The organism is Mammaliicoccus sp. K-M42, from assembly GCF_022386375.1.
Taxonomy (GTDB): domain Bacteria; phylum Bacillota; class Bacilli; order Staphylococcales; family Staphylococcaceae; genus Mammaliicoccus; species Mammaliicoccus fleurettii.
In genome coordinates this window covers 122,439-136,295 of record NZ_JAJNIS010000002.1, presented here as the reverse complement: position 1 = coordinate 136,295, position 13,857 = coordinate 122,439, and the positions used below count along the sequence as shown (strand labels likewise).

At 30.4% G+C, this 13,857-nt stretch carries 16 protein-coding genes; 12 read left to right on the top strand and 4 right to left on the bottom strand.

Translation table 11 applies throughout. The annotated features are described in order from the left end of the window. Window positions 1-33: 33 nt before the first annotated feature. The 4 genes from LQ668_RS02075 to hfq all read left to right on the top strand — a co-directional run bounded on the left by LQ668_RS02075 (window position 34) and on the right by hfq (window position 3,996). Entirely contained in the window at window positions 34-1,710 is a 1,677-nt protein-coding gene (locus LQ668_RS02075; RefSeq protein ID WP_078356290.1) for a glycerol-3-phosphate dehydrogenase/oxidase, read from the top strand. 175 nt (window positions 1,711-1,885) lie between these two features. Next, complete coding sequence (locus LQ668_RS02070) at window positions 1,886-2,833, top strand: alpha/beta hydrolase (RefSeq protein ID WP_158079015.1); 948 nt, start codon at window positions 1,886-1,888, stop codon at window positions 2,831-2,833. Further along, window positions 2,826-3,755, top strand: a complete 930-nt coding sequence (gene miaA / locus LQ668_RS02065; RefSeq protein WP_078356292.1) for a tRNA (adenosine(37)-N6)-dimethylallyltransferase MiaA — start codon at window positions 2,826-2,828, stop codon at window positions 3,753-3,755. The genes LQ668_RS02070 and miaA overlap by 8 nt, the downstream gene beginning before the upstream one ends. Before the next feature lie 13 nt (window positions 3,756-3,768). Continuing rightward, on the top strand, window positions 3,769-3,996 hold the full coding sequence (gene hfq, locus LQ668_RS02060) for an RNA chaperone Hfq (RefSeq protein WP_239732829.1): 228 nt from the start codon (window positions 3,769-3,771) through the stop codon (window positions 3,994-3,996). Between the two features lie 67 nt (window positions 3,997-4,063). On the opposite strand, the gene LQ668_RS02055 is transcribed toward hfq, so the two are convergent. Beyond that, window positions 4,064-4,537, bottom strand: a complete 474-nt coding sequence (locus tag LQ668_RS02055) for a glutathione peroxidase (RefSeq protein ID WP_078356294.1) — start codon at window positions 4,535-4,537, stop codon at window positions 4,064-4,066. Between the two features lie 108 nt (window positions 4,538-4,645). On the opposite strand from LQ668_RS02055, the gene hflX reads away from it, so the two are divergent. The 4 genes from hflX to glnA all read left to right on the top strand — a co-directional run bounded on the left by hflX (window position 4,646) and on the right by glnA (window position 8,946). Then, window positions 4,646-5,884: a GTPase HflX gene (hflX, locus tag LQ668_RS02050; RefSeq protein ID WP_078356295.1), complete on the top strand. Its 1,239-nt coding sequence runs from the start codon at window positions 4,646-4,648 to the stop codon at window positions 5,882-5,884. Window positions 5,885-5,895: 11 nt separating this feature from the next. After that, window positions 5,896-7,143: a methionine gamma-lyase family protein gene (locus LQ668_RS02045; protein ID WP_107509959.1), complete on the top strand. Its 1,248-nt coding sequence runs from the start codon at window positions 5,896-5,898 to the stop codon at window positions 7,141-7,143. An 87-nt stretch (window positions 7,144-7,230) separates the two neighbouring features. After that, entirely contained in the window at window positions 7,231-7,587 is a 357-nt protein-coding gene (locus LQ668_RS02040; protein WP_016912283.1) for a MerR family transcriptional regulator, read from the top strand. An 18-nt stretch (window positions 7,588-7,605) separates the two neighbouring features. Further along, window positions 7,606-8,946: a type I glutamate--ammonia ligase gene (gene glnA, locus LQ668_RS02035; RefSeq protein ID WP_078356297.1), complete on the top strand. Its 1,341-nt coding sequence runs from the start codon at window positions 7,606-7,608 to the stop codon at window positions 8,944-8,946. 176 nt (window positions 8,947-9,122) lie between these two features. Here the strand turns inward: glnA and LQ668_RS02030 are convergent, their stop codons facing one another. Together LQ668_RS02030 and LQ668_RS02025 are read right to left on the bottom strand one after the other, a co-directional pair. Further along, window positions 9,123-9,686, bottom strand: a complete 564-nt coding sequence (locus tag LQ668_RS02030) for an Ltp family lipoprotein (protein WP_239775869.1) — start codon at window positions 9,684-9,686, stop codon at window positions 9,123-9,125. Window positions 9,687-10,051: 365 nt separating this feature from the next. After that, window positions 10,052-10,531: a MepB family protein gene (locus LQ668_RS02025; RefSeq protein ID WP_078356299.1), complete on the bottom strand. Its 480-nt coding sequence runs from the start codon at window positions 10,529-10,531 to the stop codon at window positions 10,052-10,054. A 131-nt stretch (window positions 10,532-10,662) separates the two neighbouring features. On the opposite strand from LQ668_RS02025, the gene LQ668_RS02020 reads away from it, so the two are divergent. The 4 genes from LQ668_RS02020 to LQ668_RS02005 all read left to right on the top strand — a co-directional run bounded on the left by LQ668_RS02020 (window position 10,663) and on the right by LQ668_RS02005 (window position 12,734). Next, window positions 10,663-11,151 carry a GNAT family N-acetyltransferase gene (locus LQ668_RS02020; protein ID WP_078356300.1) on the top strand — a complete coding sequence of 163 codons (489 nt, stop codon included), beginning with the start codon at window positions 10,663-10,665 and terminating at the stop codon, window positions 11,149-11,151. Between the two features lie 47 nt (window positions 11,152-11,198). Continuing rightward, window positions 11,199-11,939 (top strand): sulfite exporter TauE/SafE family protein, encoded by a 741-nt coding sequence (locus LQ668_RS02015; protein WP_239732828.1) that lies wholly within the window; start codon window positions 11,199-11,201, stop codon window positions 11,937-11,939. A gap of 196 nt (window positions 11,940-12,135) precedes the next feature. After that, window positions 12,136-12,345, top strand: a complete 210-nt coding sequence (locus tag LQ668_RS02010) for a hypothetical protein (RefSeq protein WP_078356302.1) — start codon at window positions 12,136-12,138, stop codon at window positions 12,343-12,345. 185 nt (window positions 12,346-12,530) lie between these two features. Beyond that, window positions 12,531-12,734 (top strand): TM2 domain-containing protein, encoded by a 204-nt coding sequence (locus LQ668_RS02005; RefSeq protein WP_078356303.1) that lies wholly within the window; start codon window positions 12,531-12,533, stop codon window positions 12,732-12,734. A 141-nt stretch (window positions 12,735-12,875) separates the two neighbouring features. Here LQ668_RS02005 and LQ668_RS02000 read toward each other — a convergent pair whose 3' ends face one another. Next, window positions 12,876-13,799 carry a diacylglycerol/lipid kinase family protein gene (locus LQ668_RS02000; RefSeq protein WP_078356375.1) on the bottom strand — a complete coding sequence of 308 codons (924 nt, stop codon included), beginning with the start codon at window positions 13,797-13,799 and terminating at the stop codon, window positions 12,876-12,878. Window positions 13,800-13,857 lie beyond the last annotated feature (58 nt).

Below are 13,857 nucleotides of genomic sequence, written 5' to 3'. Positions count from 1 at the left end.
TCATTTTTTTACATTTTATAGGAGGAAATGATTATGCAACAATTATCAGCGTTAAACCGCAACCAGGTTAAAGATCAACTTAAGAATACAGAATATGATGTAGTCGTTATAGGTGGAGGTATTACTGGTGCAGGTATTGCATTAGATGCATCTCAACGTGGAATGAAAGTAGCATTAGTAGAAATGCAAGACTTTGCTCAAGGTACAAGTTCAAGAAGTACTAAACTAGTCCACGGTGGATTACGTTATTTAAAACAATTCCAAGTAGGCGTAGTTGCTGAAACAGGAAAAGAAAGAGCAATTGTTTATGAAAATGGACCACATGTAACAACACCAGAATGGATGTTATTACCATTGCATAAAGGTGGAAGTATGGGACCTTTCACAACTTCTATCGGCTTAAAAGTATATGATTTCTTAGCAGGAGTTAAAAAATCAGAACGTCGTACAATGTTAAATAGAGATGAAACTATTAACAAAGAACCTCTAGTTAAGCAAGATGGCTTAAAAGCGGGTGGCTATTATGTTGAATACCGTACAGACGACGCTCGTTTAACAATTGAAGTTATGAAACGTGCACGTGAATTCGGTGCTGATATTATTAACTATGCAAAATCAAACAAATTTTTATACAACAAAAAGAACAAAGTTGCTGGTATAGAAGCTACTGACTTATTACAGAATGAAATTTTTGAAATTAAAGGTAAAAGAGTTATTAATGCAGCAGGTCCATGGGTAGATGAAGTAAGAGGGAAAGATTACTCAACAAACAATAAACAACTTAGATTAACTAAAGGTGTTCATATTGTCATCGACCAAAGTAAATTCCCATTACAACAAGCTGTTTACTTTGATACTGAAAATGATGGCAGAATGATTTTTGCTATTCCTAGAGACGGAAAAGCATATGTTGGTACAACTGATACAATATATGACAATGATAAATCATCACCTAAAGTTACAGAAGAAGACCGTCAATATTTAATAGATGCGATTCACTATATGTTCCCAACAGTTAAAGTTGAAGATAAAGATATAGAATCTACATGGGCTGGTGTAAGACCATTAATCTTTGAAAAAGGTAAAGATCCTTCAGAAATATCTCGTAAAGATGAAATATGGGAAGGTGACTCAGGATTACTTACAATTGCAGGTGGTAAATTAACAGGTTACCGTCACATGGCTCAAGACATTGTTGACTTATTAAGTAAACGTCTTAAAGAAGATTACAAATTAACATTTAAACCTTGTAACACTAAAGAAACTTACATTTCTGGTGGTAACGTTGGTGGTAGTAAAAATTATGAATCATTTGTAGAAAGCAAAGTTAAAGAAGCTAAAAACTACAACCTTTCTGAAGATGCTGCACGTTATTTAGCTAGAAAATATGGTTCAAACGTTGACGAAGTATTTGAAATTGCTCACGCTACACAAGTTGCGGATGTAAACTTGCCAATCGAAGTATACGCAGAAGTGATTTATAGTATTCAAAAAGAAATGGTTCATAAACCAACAGACTTCTTAGTACGTCGTTCAGGACGTTTATACTTTGATATTAGTTACGTATTAGAACATAAAGATGCTATTGTTGAAGTAATGGCAAAAGTATTAAATTATGATAATGACAGTAAACGTTTATATAAAGATGAATTAGAACAAGCTATTAAAGAAGCGGTTAATCCAAACGATCAACCAGCAATCATAAAATAATTTGTTAATATTTGGTATTTTTTTGCGCTGACTCCTTCGGGAAAAGCATGCGCATAAAAAAATGAGGCTGAGACATTTAATTGTCTCAGCTTTTTTATTTATCAGAGAAAGCAGGTAATATATTTTTAAGCAGTATAGAATTTGATATAATGATTCAAAAGGGAGGCGTATGTCTTTGAGACGTTTTAATCATAGAATTACTCTGTCAACAGAACAGACGTTAGAAGTTACCATAGATAAAACAGATGAAAAACCTATAGGCATTATACATATATTGCACGGTGTAGCTGAGCATAAAGATAGATATGACGCTATAGTTGAGTATTTATGTAAAAGAGGCTTTCATGTTATTCGTCATAATCATCGTGGACATGGTATTAACATTGAAGAATCAACGAGAGGTCATTTCAATTCATTACAAGATTTAGTTGATGATACTAAAGAAATAAGAGATACATTTAAAAATGAATTGAATCCTGATTTACCTTATATATTACTAGGTCATTCAATGGGTTCACTAATTGCAAGAAAATTCGTACATGATTACCCAGATGATGTTGATATATTAATCTTATCTGGTACTGTAGTTTATTCGAATTTACGCGGCAAAATGAACTTATACGCTCTAAAAGTAGTGAATTTATTTTTGGGAAGTCGTACTAAGTCTAAATTTATTAACAATATTGCATTCAAAACTACTAACCGTCAACATAAAGATTTAAACAAAGATAATAATTGGATTAGTCAAAGTGATGAGAACCGTGAACTATATGAGCAAGATAAATTTGCAGGATTTCCAGTATCACACAAAATCCTTTTAGAGACAGTTAGAGCTACAGTCCAAACTAAAAAATCAAATTTCATAAAGGTGCAAAATAAAAATATGCCTATATTACTTGTATCAGGTAAAGAAGATCATTTTGGTGGTTTTGGACAAGGTATTAAACAATTAGCATCTATTTATAAACGTTCAGGTGTTAAACATGTCACAGTGCAACTATATAAGAATAAACGTCATGAAGTTTTATTTGAAACGAATCAATACGCCGTTTATGAACATTTATATAATTGGTTGAATTTACAAATTAAACAATTAGAAAAAGAGGAATCTTCAAATGAATGATAAACCATTAATTGCAATAGTTGGACCAACTGCTGTAGGGAAAACTGAATTAAGTATTAGATTGGCTAAAGCTTTAAATGGTGAAATTATAAATGGTGATGCTTTTCAAATATATAAAGGCTTGGACATTGGTACTGCCAAAGTTACAGAAGAAGAAAAAGAGGGTGTAGTCCATCATTTAATTGATGTTTATGAACCCGATGAACCTTATTCTGTCTACAAGTTTAAACAAGATTTTACAAAAGTAGTTGAGGATATTCATAATAGAGGTAAGTTACCTATATTAGTTGGTGGAACTGGGCTATATGTTCAGTCAGTATTATATGATTATCAGCTTGAAGAAGAAGAAATAAGTTCTGAAAAAATGGAAATTATAAATAATAAATTAAATAAATTATCTAATTTCAAAAATAATGAATTGCATGACTATCTTTATCAAATTGATCCAGAAACTGCGTCAACAGTGCATCCAAACAATCGCAAAAGAGTTGAAAGGTCAATTGAATATTACTTAAAAACAAAAAAAACTTTAAGTGAACGAAAGAAAAGCCAGACATTTTCTGGAAAATATAGTACAATATTAATTGGGATAGAAATGTCGCGCGAAATATTATATGAAAGAATTAATATGCGTGTAGACATGATGTTGCAGCGAGGATTATTAAGAGAAGTGTCTAATCTTGTTGAGAAAGGGTATGAAAATTCTCAAAGTATGCAAGCAATTGGATACAAAGAATTAATACCTGTTGTAAAGGGAGAAATAGATATAGAAACTTCAAAAGAACAAATTAAGCAAAATTCACGTAGATATGCCAAACGTCAAATGACATGGTTTAAAAATAAAATGAATGTTACTTGGTTTCAACGGGATAAACAGTCTTTATCAGAAATCGCAGACAACGTAATCCAATTATCCAAGTGAAGGGGAAAGTCATATGGCAGAGAAAGAAAATATTCAAGAAGTATTGTTGGAGAAATTCAAATCAGATGGTACTGAATTAATAGTCTTTTTACTGAATGGATTTCAAATGAAAGGCAAAATTGTCAACTTTGACGATAATGTTGTACTTTTAGATATTCAAGGGAAAGAAAATCTAATTTACAAACATGCTATTTCAACTTTCGTAGATACACAAGACGAAGAAAATAAAGACAATGAATAAAGTCCTGTGATGTAATTAAGAGGTTCTAAGATAGTAGTTTAATATACTATCTTAGAACCTCTTAAATTTATAATAATTCTTCTATTGAACTTCTTAATTGATCTGGACTTTTTTGTGGAGAAAAGCGATTAACGACCTCACCATCTTTGTTTACTAAAAACTTAGTAAAGTTCCATTTAATAGCTCCATTTAATATACCTTTTTTCGCAAGCGTAAGGTATTCATATAGTGGATGTTGTTCAGAACCTTTTACTTTTATTTTTTCATGCATTGGAAAAGTTACACCAAAGTTTAATTTACAGTTTTGGTAAGCTTCATATGAGTCTCCAGGTTCTTGATTGCCAAATTGATTACAAGGGAAACCAAGTACGACAAAGCCTTTATCTTTATAATCTTGATAAAGCTCTTCTAATCCTTCAAATTGTGGAGTGAAACCACATTCACTAGCAGTATTAACGATTAAAATTGCTTTCCCTTTATATTCAGACAATGAATATCTCTCACCGTTTGTTTTCGCAACTTCGAAGTCATAAATTGACATTGCAATCACTCCTTTTCTTATTTCCATTATAGTCGTAAATTTATAAAAGTCATATCAATATGCATACTGATTTATATGTTAAAATATAATTAAAGAGAGCGTGATAAAATGAAGAATGATATGAAATCTACTAAACATGATACTGAGAAGGTAATCTTATTAGCATTTCAAGATAAAAGAATTGATGAAGCTACTTTTCAATCAACAGTTGATGAGTTAGAATCTTTAGCGGCTACAAGTAAACTTGAAGTGATAGAAATATTCACTCAAAAAAGAGACAGACCGGACCAACAGTATTATTTTGGAAAAGGGAAAATTGAAGAAGTGATTGAATATATAGAATTAAATGACTTAAATGTTAATGCCATAATTGCAAATGACGAGTTAACAACTGGACAATCTAAACATTTAGATGAGTTATTTAATACGAAAATAATCGACAGAACGCAGCTTATACTAGAAATTTTCGCTCAAAGAGCATCTAGTAGAGAAGGGCAATTACAAGTTGAGTTAGCCCAACTAGATTATTTGCTACCAAGGTTATCAGGTCACGGAAAAAGTTTATCTCGACTTGGTGGAGGGATAGGCACAAGAGGACCTGGTGAAACAAAATTAGAAACTGATAGAAGACATATACGGACTAGAATGAATGAAATAAAGCATCAATTAGAAACTATTGTTTCACACCGCTCAAGATATAGAGAGCGACGACAGCACAATCAAGCATATCAAGTTGCACTTATAGGGTATACAAACGCTGGTAAGTCTTCATGGTTCAATCAGTTATCTAATGACGAAACGTTTGAACAAGATTTGCTTTTTGCAACACTAGATCCAAAATCAAGAGCAATTACAATAAATAATGGATTTAATGTGATAATTTCAGATACGGTTGGTTTTATTCAAAAGTTACCAACGACACTTATTGCAGCTTTTAAATCAACATTAGAAGAAGCGAAATATGCTCAATTGTTAATTCATGTAGTTGATGCAAGTCATCCACATCATATGGAGCAATATGAAACAGTTATGTCATTAGTCAATCAGTTAGAGATGGGACATATCCCAATGCTCGTTGTATTTAATAAAAAAGATATGGTTCAAGGAGCGCATTTAGCTGTTTCAGAACATTCAATTTTTGTTTCTGCAAAAAATGTTCAAGATAAAGTTATAATGAAAGAAAAATTAGTACAAATGATAGAAGAAACAATGGAATATTATGAAATGACGATTCCGTCATCAAATGCTGATCAATTATATTGGCAAAGAACACATACTTTAGTTGAGACAATGGATTTTGATGAAGCATCAAATTCATATCTTGTTAAAGGATATAAACAGAAATAAGAGGTTGAAAAATGGAACAAAAATTAAACAATTTAATTACAGATGTAGAAACAGAATTAAGACCATATTTTGATAAGATAGAACAAAATGCATTAATTGCTCAAGAGAGAGTATTAGATGCGTTTCATGATGTGAAAATTACTGAATCTGATTTAGTAGGTACAACTGGTTATGGTTATGATGATATTGGTAGGGATCATTTAGAAGATGTTTATAGTAGGGTATTTAAAGCTGAAGATAGTTTAGTAAGACCTCAAATTATTTCAGGCACACATGCTATCACATTAGCACTTAATAGTCAGCTTAAATATGGTGAAGAGTTGTTATATATAACAGGTACACCATATGATACGCTGTTAGAAGTAATTGGCGTTAATGGAAACGGAATCGGAAGTTTCTTGGAGCAAGGTATTTTATATAATGAAGTTCCTTTAAAAGATAATGAAATAGACATAGATTCTGTGTTAAAAAGCATAAATGAATGTACAAAAGTTATTGCAATCCAAAGATCAAAGGGGTATAGCTCTAGACCTTCATTAACAATCGATCAAATTGAATATGCAATAAAACATATAAAAAAGAAATATCCGGATATGATTATATTTGTAGACAACTGTTATGGAGAATTTGTTGAAGATAGAGAACCTATTGAAATAGGTGCTGATATTATGGCAGGATCGCTTATTAAAAATCCAGGTGGCGGACTAGCAAAAATAGGCGGGTACATTACAGGTAAAAGAGAATTAATCGAACGTTGTGGATATCGTTTAACAGCACCAGGAATCGGCAAAGAAGCGGGTGCATCTTTAGGAAACTTGCCAGATATGTATCAAGGTTTCTTTCTAGCGCCACATGTAGTCAGTCAAAGTTTAAAAGGTGCACTATTTACTTCACTATTATTACAGAAATTAAAAATGACAACAACACCACACTATAAAGATAAGCGAACAGATATTATACAGTCCGTTACTTTTGAAACAAAAGAACAAATGATAGCATTTTGTCAGTCGATTCAACATGCATCCCCAATCAATGCGCATTTTAGTCCTTTGCCTAGTTATATGCCAGGTTATGAAGATGATGTCATTATGGCAGCAGGTACATTTATACAAGGATCATCAATTGAATTAACTGCAGATGGTCCTATTAGAGCGCCATATGAAGCATATATACAAGGTGGATTAACATATGAACATGTTAAAATTGCAATTAAAAGAGCGGTAGAAAATTTAATAAACAGTCAACTTGTTAAACTTTAATTTTATGTAAGGTTTTCTAACATTTATTTGTTTTCTGAAAATTTATGTGCTAAATTTATTTTAAGTTCTTAAATGAAGGAGGCGGTCGTGCTGTCTAGAGACATAATTAGAAGAAACATGGCCGTGTTTCCCATTGGTGTAGTGATTAAGTTAACTGAGCTAACAGCAAGACAAATCAGATATTACGAAAGCAACGAACTAGTCTCACCCAAAAGGACTGAAGGTAATCAACGGTTATTTTCTTTAAATGACTTAGAGCGATTACTTGAAATTAAAAATCTTATCGAAAAGGGATTTAATATGAAAGGTATAAAACAAATTCTTTTACAAGAACAAAATGACCTTTCTGATGAAGAACTGAAGATGAGAGAACGTGTAATTAGAGGAACTTCTAAAACAGAAGGACCACTTAATCGTGGAGATTTATCAAGATTTTTTAAATAAAAACTGGAGGATAATCACATGGCTAAACAAACATTTACAAAGGAAGATATTTTTCGTTTTGCTGACGAAGAAAACGTACGCTATTTAAGATTACAATTTACTGATATTTTAGGAACAATCAAGAACGTAGAGGTACCAATTTCACAATTAGAAAAAGTTTTAAACAATGAAATGATGTTTGACGGTTCTTCAATTGAAGGATTCGTGCGAATTGAAGAATCGGATATGTATTTATGTCCTGACCTAGATACTTGGGTAATTTTCCCATGGACAGCAGGTAAAGGAAAAGTAGCACGATTAATTTGTGATATTTATAGTCCAGACGGTAATCCATTCCCTGGTGATCCACGTACAAACTTAAAACGTGTATTAGCTGAAATGGAAGAGTTAGGATTTACAGATTTCAACTTAGGACCTGAACCAGAATTCTTCTTATTCAAATTAGATGAAAAAGGAGAACCAACATTAGAATTAAATGATAATGGTGGTTATTTTGACTTAGCACCAACAGATTTAGGTGAAAACTGTCGTCGTGATATCGTATTAGAATTAGAAGATATGGGCTTTGATATCGAAGCAAGTCATCACGAAGTAGCACCAGGTCAACATGAAATAGATTTCAAATATGCTGATGCAATTACAGCATGTGACAACATTCAAACATTCAAATTAGTTGTAAAAACAATCGCTCGTAAACATAATTTGCATGCAACATTCATGCCAAAACCATTATTTGGTGTAAACGGAAGCGGAATGCACTTTAACGTTTCTTTATTCAATGGTAAAGAAAATGCTTTCTTCGATCCAAATGGAGAAATGCAGTTAACAGATGACGCTTTCCACTTTATTGCAGGTATCTTGAAAAATGCGCGTGGGTTTACAGCAGTATGTAACCCATTAGTAAATTCATACAAGCGTTTAGTTCCAGGTTATGAAGCACCATGTTATATTGCATGGAGTGGACAAAACCGTTCACCATTAGTGAGAATTCCAGTGTCACGCGGATTATCAACTCGTGTTGAAATTCGATCAGTTGACCCAGCAGCTAATCCATATTTAGCATTAGCTACAATTTTAGAAGCTGGATTAGATGGAATTAAAAATAAATTAACACCTCCAGAATCAGTAGATCAAAACATCTATGAAATGGATAGAGAAGAACGTGAATCAGTAGGCGTTCAAGATCTTCCTTCAACACTTTATACAGCTGTTAAAGCAATGAAAGAAAATCCAGTTGTTAAAAAAGCATTAGGAAATCATATCTATCGCCAATTCATACAATCTAAATCATTAGAATGGGATTACTACCGTACCCAAGTATCTGAATGGGAAAGAGAACAATATATGAAGCAATATTAATTGCTTAACCCCTCAAAGCTCAATGCTTTGAGGGGGTTTTTTATATTTTTGTCGATCATTAATTGGATAACAATTTTATTTACTAATTTGAATGTATAAAACTAAAATAGTTATAGAAAACATAAATAAAAACAATAGGATGTTTTTATTAAAATCCTATTGTTTTTATAAAGTATTTATTTTTTCAGATTATCTATTGCATATTGTGCTTCTTCAGCAGTAAAGCCTTCTACAGTTGAAATTAATTGCTGATAAATTGCATCGTTAGACATGTTCATAGTTTTAGCATAATCTTTCGCTTTTTCTAAGGCATTTTTATTATAGTCGACTTTTAAATTATCTATCGCGTATTGAGCGTCTTCAGGTTTAAAGCCTTCTATTGATGAAGTAAGTTGATTATAGATACCATTTTTAGACATATGTAATGTTTTAGCATATGTCTTTGCTTTTTCCAAAGCTGCTTCTTGTTCCCTAGTTGTTTTTGGACTATCTTTACTTTCTTTATCAGATGACTCACTTTGATTATCACTAGATTTATTATCTTGCTTTTGTTCTACTTTATCTTCCATAGATTTATCGTTATTTTTACCACCTAATGCTGCGGCACAAGCACTAATAATGATAATTAATATGATTAGACCTAAACAACCAACTAGAAAAGGATTTTTCTTTTTACCTTTGATGATTACACGTTCTCCTTTCTCGTTATATAATACTTCATCCTTATTATATTTTCCCATCGTACTTCTTCTCCTTTATAATTTTTTATATTAATACTCTGTAGAGTAATTAATTAAATTTAAATAAAGTTTTTTAAAAACAAAAGAGAGAACCCCATGTCTTAACAACAAGTTTTTCTCTCTTTTTACTATGTAATATATATAATTAATTATTGATGTTTTTATGAATGTTAGTTCTTATATTCAAAGTCTACTTTTACATGGTTATATGTTTGTTATCGCTTAAAATATATAATTATAATAACCCTACTTACATAAAAAGGCAATAAAAATTTAAAGCTATTTAATAATATTTTAACTAAATATAGTTATAGAAAACATAAATAAACTATACAAATTGAAGGTACCATCATGAATAACAATTACTAATATAATTCAGTTAATCTTCTAATATCAACTTTATCTGATAAATCTATAAAATAATCTTTTTGCCATTTTTGTGTTTGAGAAGCGGTTTTGTTTAAGTTATCCTCCCAAGTTGGATATACTCTCATAGCCATTTTTCCTGTTATGTTGTTACTGCTAATTATTTTTTTCTTGTATAATAGATCCTTAGGAAAAACAAATTGCCCCTTTTTTCTTTCATCAATTATTGTAACGATAAGTTTATCTAATGTTTCTTCATATGTGTAAGGTCTATTTTTATTATTTTCGTCTTTTATCCAAAATACTACAAAGTAACCCTGTTTATTTGGTGTCTTTTTTGCGCGTCTACTTCTATATGTTTTATCATTTATTTGATAATGACAACTCTCATATTCAATATTTAATGGTTCTATTTTCATATTTTCAATAAGGTGTAGTTCCTTTAATATTTCTTCTGTTAATGTAATTGATTCAAACAACTCATCAAGTCCTTTAATTATTTTGTTATATTTTAATATTTATAAGTATATCATTTATTATAATAAGCTCTTTACTTTTCATGTTGGATTGATATGATTAAATAAATTAGAGGTGCGATGGAGGTCAAGTCATGATTAGAAATGCAACTGAGGATGATTTGAAGTTTATTTTAGATATTTATAATGATGCTATTTTAAATACAACAACTGTATATACTTATGAACAGACAGATCTTGAGGAAAGAAAAAAATGGTTCTATAGTAAAGTAGAATCTGGTTTACCTGTTATAGTTTATGAAAAGGATAATGAGATTGCTGGGTTTGCCTCATATGGTCCGTTTAGAAATTGGGCAGCATACCAATATACGATTGAACATTCTATTTATGTAAGTTCTAAATTTAGAAGGCAAGGTATTGCTACACAATTAATAGATCATTTAATTTTACTTGCGAAAGTTGATGGCTATAAAACAATGGTTGCGGGTATTGATTCATCTAATGAAGGTAGTATACATTTACATAAGCAAAAAGGTTTTAAACATATAGGTACACTTGAAAAAGTAGGTTATAAATTTGATAAATGGCTGGATTTAGCCTTTTATCAAATTTTATTGAAATAAGCTGAAATATAGTGTTTTTTTAATAGTGTATTAATAAAGGGGATATTATGGATTTTACAATTTTGATATTAGTTATCGTATCAATACTATTAGGCGCATTAGTGCGTAGTATTTTTGGTTTTGGTGAAGCATTAGTCACTATGCCATTATTGTCACTTTTTAGTATTGATTTTAAATTATCAGTTTCGATTGTTGCAATTGTTGGTTTGTTGGTAGCATTTCCTGTATTTATTAAGAGCAGAAGAAATCTCAATTGGTCAATTGTAAGAAGATTGTTGGTTGGTTCAATTATTGGTGCTCCAGTTGGTATATTAATCGTTAAATGGGCAAATGAAGATGTCATTATTAAAGTATTAGGTATTTTCATCTTATTGTACGGAACCATAAACTTAATCAATCATTATAGAAACATCTATCAAATAAATAAACAAATACCGAAGTTATATGATTATATAGCAGGACTCGTTTCAGGTATCTTAGGTAGTGCATATAATAGTCATGGTGTACCCATTATTGTTTACGGTACTTTAAAAAAATGGCATGTAACAGATTTAAAGAATATTTCTCAAGTTCACTTTTTCATTACGGGGTGTTTTATAGTATTTAGTCATGGTGTTTCTGGGTTTTGGTCGAGCTCTTTATTGTATTTACTCATTATGATTTTACCATTACTTATTATAACTTTGTGGGTAGGACATATTATTAACACTAAGATTAATCAACAAGTATTAATAAAGTATATATATATTTTATTAATTTGTTTTGGTATTGTTATGATTATAAAATAATGTGAACAACTAGTGTGAAAAATACATTAATAAATCATAAACGGCCATAATCATTAAAAAACATTTAAATTTGTTTTGTTATTTTACATTTAAAATATATATAAACAAATTGAGTATTAATTTACATCAATTAACCCTAGATTCACTTAATATTGTTTTGTAAGCTTTATATATTAAGTTTTATTTGGAGGCAGTCATGTTTTTTGATAAGAAGATTATAGTATTTGAGAACCTAGAGAATGAATACAATCAAGAAGATGCAAAAAATATATTTTTGAAACATTCTATTGATTATGATTTTATTACTGTAAGTAGCCAGTCAGTTATATTAGGTGGTTTACAATATCCATCATCAAATGATAAAGAACAATTTATAGCTGAATTTAACGATTATTTAGGGAACTAGGGAAATTAAATAAAAAGCTGTCGACAAAGTCGGTGGCTTTTTTTGTTATATAGAAATCCAAAAATTAGATTTTAAAATTATGTATGTTACAAAATTGTCACTTAACACATGATATTGTTAGGTTTTATTAGGGTATTAATATAATATAGATTATATAATGTTCTTATAGTTGAAGGAGGGTTATTATGTTAGTTAATAAATGGATATATATAGCGTTAGCTTTATTATTAGGTAACTTTGGTGTTCATAAATTTTATGCACAAAAACCTATTTCTGGTTTGCTACATTTAGTATTTTGTTGGACGGGAATCCCACAAGTAATAGCAATTATTAGTGCTGTCTTAGCGCTACTTAAACCAGCAGATGAGCAAGGAAATATTCAGGTTTAATAAGTTTTTGAAATATTAATTAAAAAACAGTAGCAATTCATGAACTAATGAATTGCTACTGTTTTTTTTTGTTATCAATCTTAGTTTCATAGCTGTGTTATAAGCACTTTAGCAAGAAATTGCTTATAAATATAGTTTGAATTACTGATTATTGATATCTAAATAAAGTAGTTTAACTTGGTCTTTTAATAATTTGATATTTACAGGTGTTTCAAATAGAATTTCTCCATCTATATCTAACTTTGCATTTGGATCTGTTGCTAAAGTTGCTGATTCGCAAGAAATATGTGTAATACTGTCACTTATTTCATTCCAATTCATGCTATCTTTAACTTTGAAAAAGTCGTTAATAATACTAAAGTTTTGATTGTCGAAGATAAATATATTCATTTTACCGTCATTTGGAGATAAATCTTCTAATGGTATTTTACTGCCGCCAACATTTTGGCCATTGGCTACTAATATCATTGAAGTTTCTCCTGAATATTCTTTTCCATCTGCTGTTAATTTATATTTATAAATTTCGGGATTTGATACTGTTTTTATTGTAGAAAATACATAACTGAACTTGCCTAATAATTCTTTTTGGTTGGATTGAACATTCTCAGCATTTTGTACCATTAATCCGATTCCAGCAAAGTTGAGTGCATATGTACCATTTACATCTAAAATATCAAATGATTTTATTTGGCTATTTAATAAATCTTGAGAAGCTTGCATTGGTTTTTGAGAAAGGTTTAATGTTTTTGTAAAATCATTAAAAGTCCCTCCTGGTAAGACTCCAATTGGTATTTGAAGATTATTTTCTACAACACCATTTATGAGTTCATTTAATGTTCCATCTCCACCTAAAATGAAAAGTACATCATAGGTACTTACGTGATTATTTTCAGCTATTTCTTTACAAAATGATTTTATTTGTCCTTCTTCTTTACTTAATTTTATAGTTAAGTCATCACAAAGCTGTGTTAAGTTTTCAGTAACTTGTCCAAGTTCTTTGAAAATATTACCCTGTCCAGCTGCTTCGTGATAAAATAAAATTCCTTTATGAAAATGATGCGTCATATACATACAACCTCCTGTTATCTTCCTAGTATTACATTACCATTTATTGCGTAGTATA

Coding starts and splice junctions, on each gene's coding strand:
- LQ668_RS02045 (WP_107509959.1), top strand. CDS start 5,896: ATGGAACAAAAATTAAACAATTTAATTACAGATGTAGAAACAGAATTA.
- LQ668_RS02015 (WP_239732828.1), top strand. CDS start 11,199: ATGGATTTTACAATTTTGATATTAGTTATCGTATCAATACTATTAGGC.
- LQ668_RS02020 (WP_078356300.1), top strand. CDS start 10,663: ATGATTAGAAATGCAACTGAGGATGATTTGAAGTTTATTTTAGATATT.
- LQ668_RS02000 (WP_078356375.1), bottom strand. CDS start 13,799: ATGACGCATCATTTTCATAAAGGAATTTTATTTTATCACGAAGCAGCT.
- LQ668_RS02005 (WP_078356303.1), top strand. CDS start 12,531: ATGTTAGTTAATAAATGGATATATATAGCGTTAGCTTTATTATTAGGT.
- hflX (WP_078356295.1), top strand. CDS start 4,646: ATGAAGAATGATATGAAATCTACTAAACATGATACTGAGAAGGTAATC.
- LQ668_RS02010 (WP_078356302.1), top strand. CDS start 12,136: ATGTTTTTTGATAAGAAGATTATAGTATTTGAGAACCTAGAGAATGAA.
- LQ668_RS02055 (WP_078356294.1), bottom strand. CDS start 4,537: ATGTCAATTTATGACTTCGAAGTTGCGAAAACAAACGGTGAGAGATAT.
- hfq (WP_239732829.1), top strand. CDS start 3,769: ATGGCAGAGAAAGAAAATATTCAAGAAGTATTGTTGGAGAAATTCAAA.
- miaA (WP_078356292.1), top strand. CDS start 2,826: ATGAATGATAAACCATTAATTGCAATAGTTGGACCAACTGCTGTAGGG.
- LQ668_RS02075 (WP_078356290.1), top strand. CDS start 34: ATGCAACAATTATCAGCGTTAAACCGCAACCAGGTTAAAGATCAACTT.
- glnA (WP_078356297.1), top strand. CDS start 7,606: ATGGCTAAACAAACATTTACAAAGGAAGATATTTTTCGTTTTGCTGAC.
- LQ668_RS02030 (WP_239775869.1), bottom strand. CDS start 9,686: ATGGGAAAATATAATAAGGATGAAGTATTATATAACGAGAAAGGAGAA.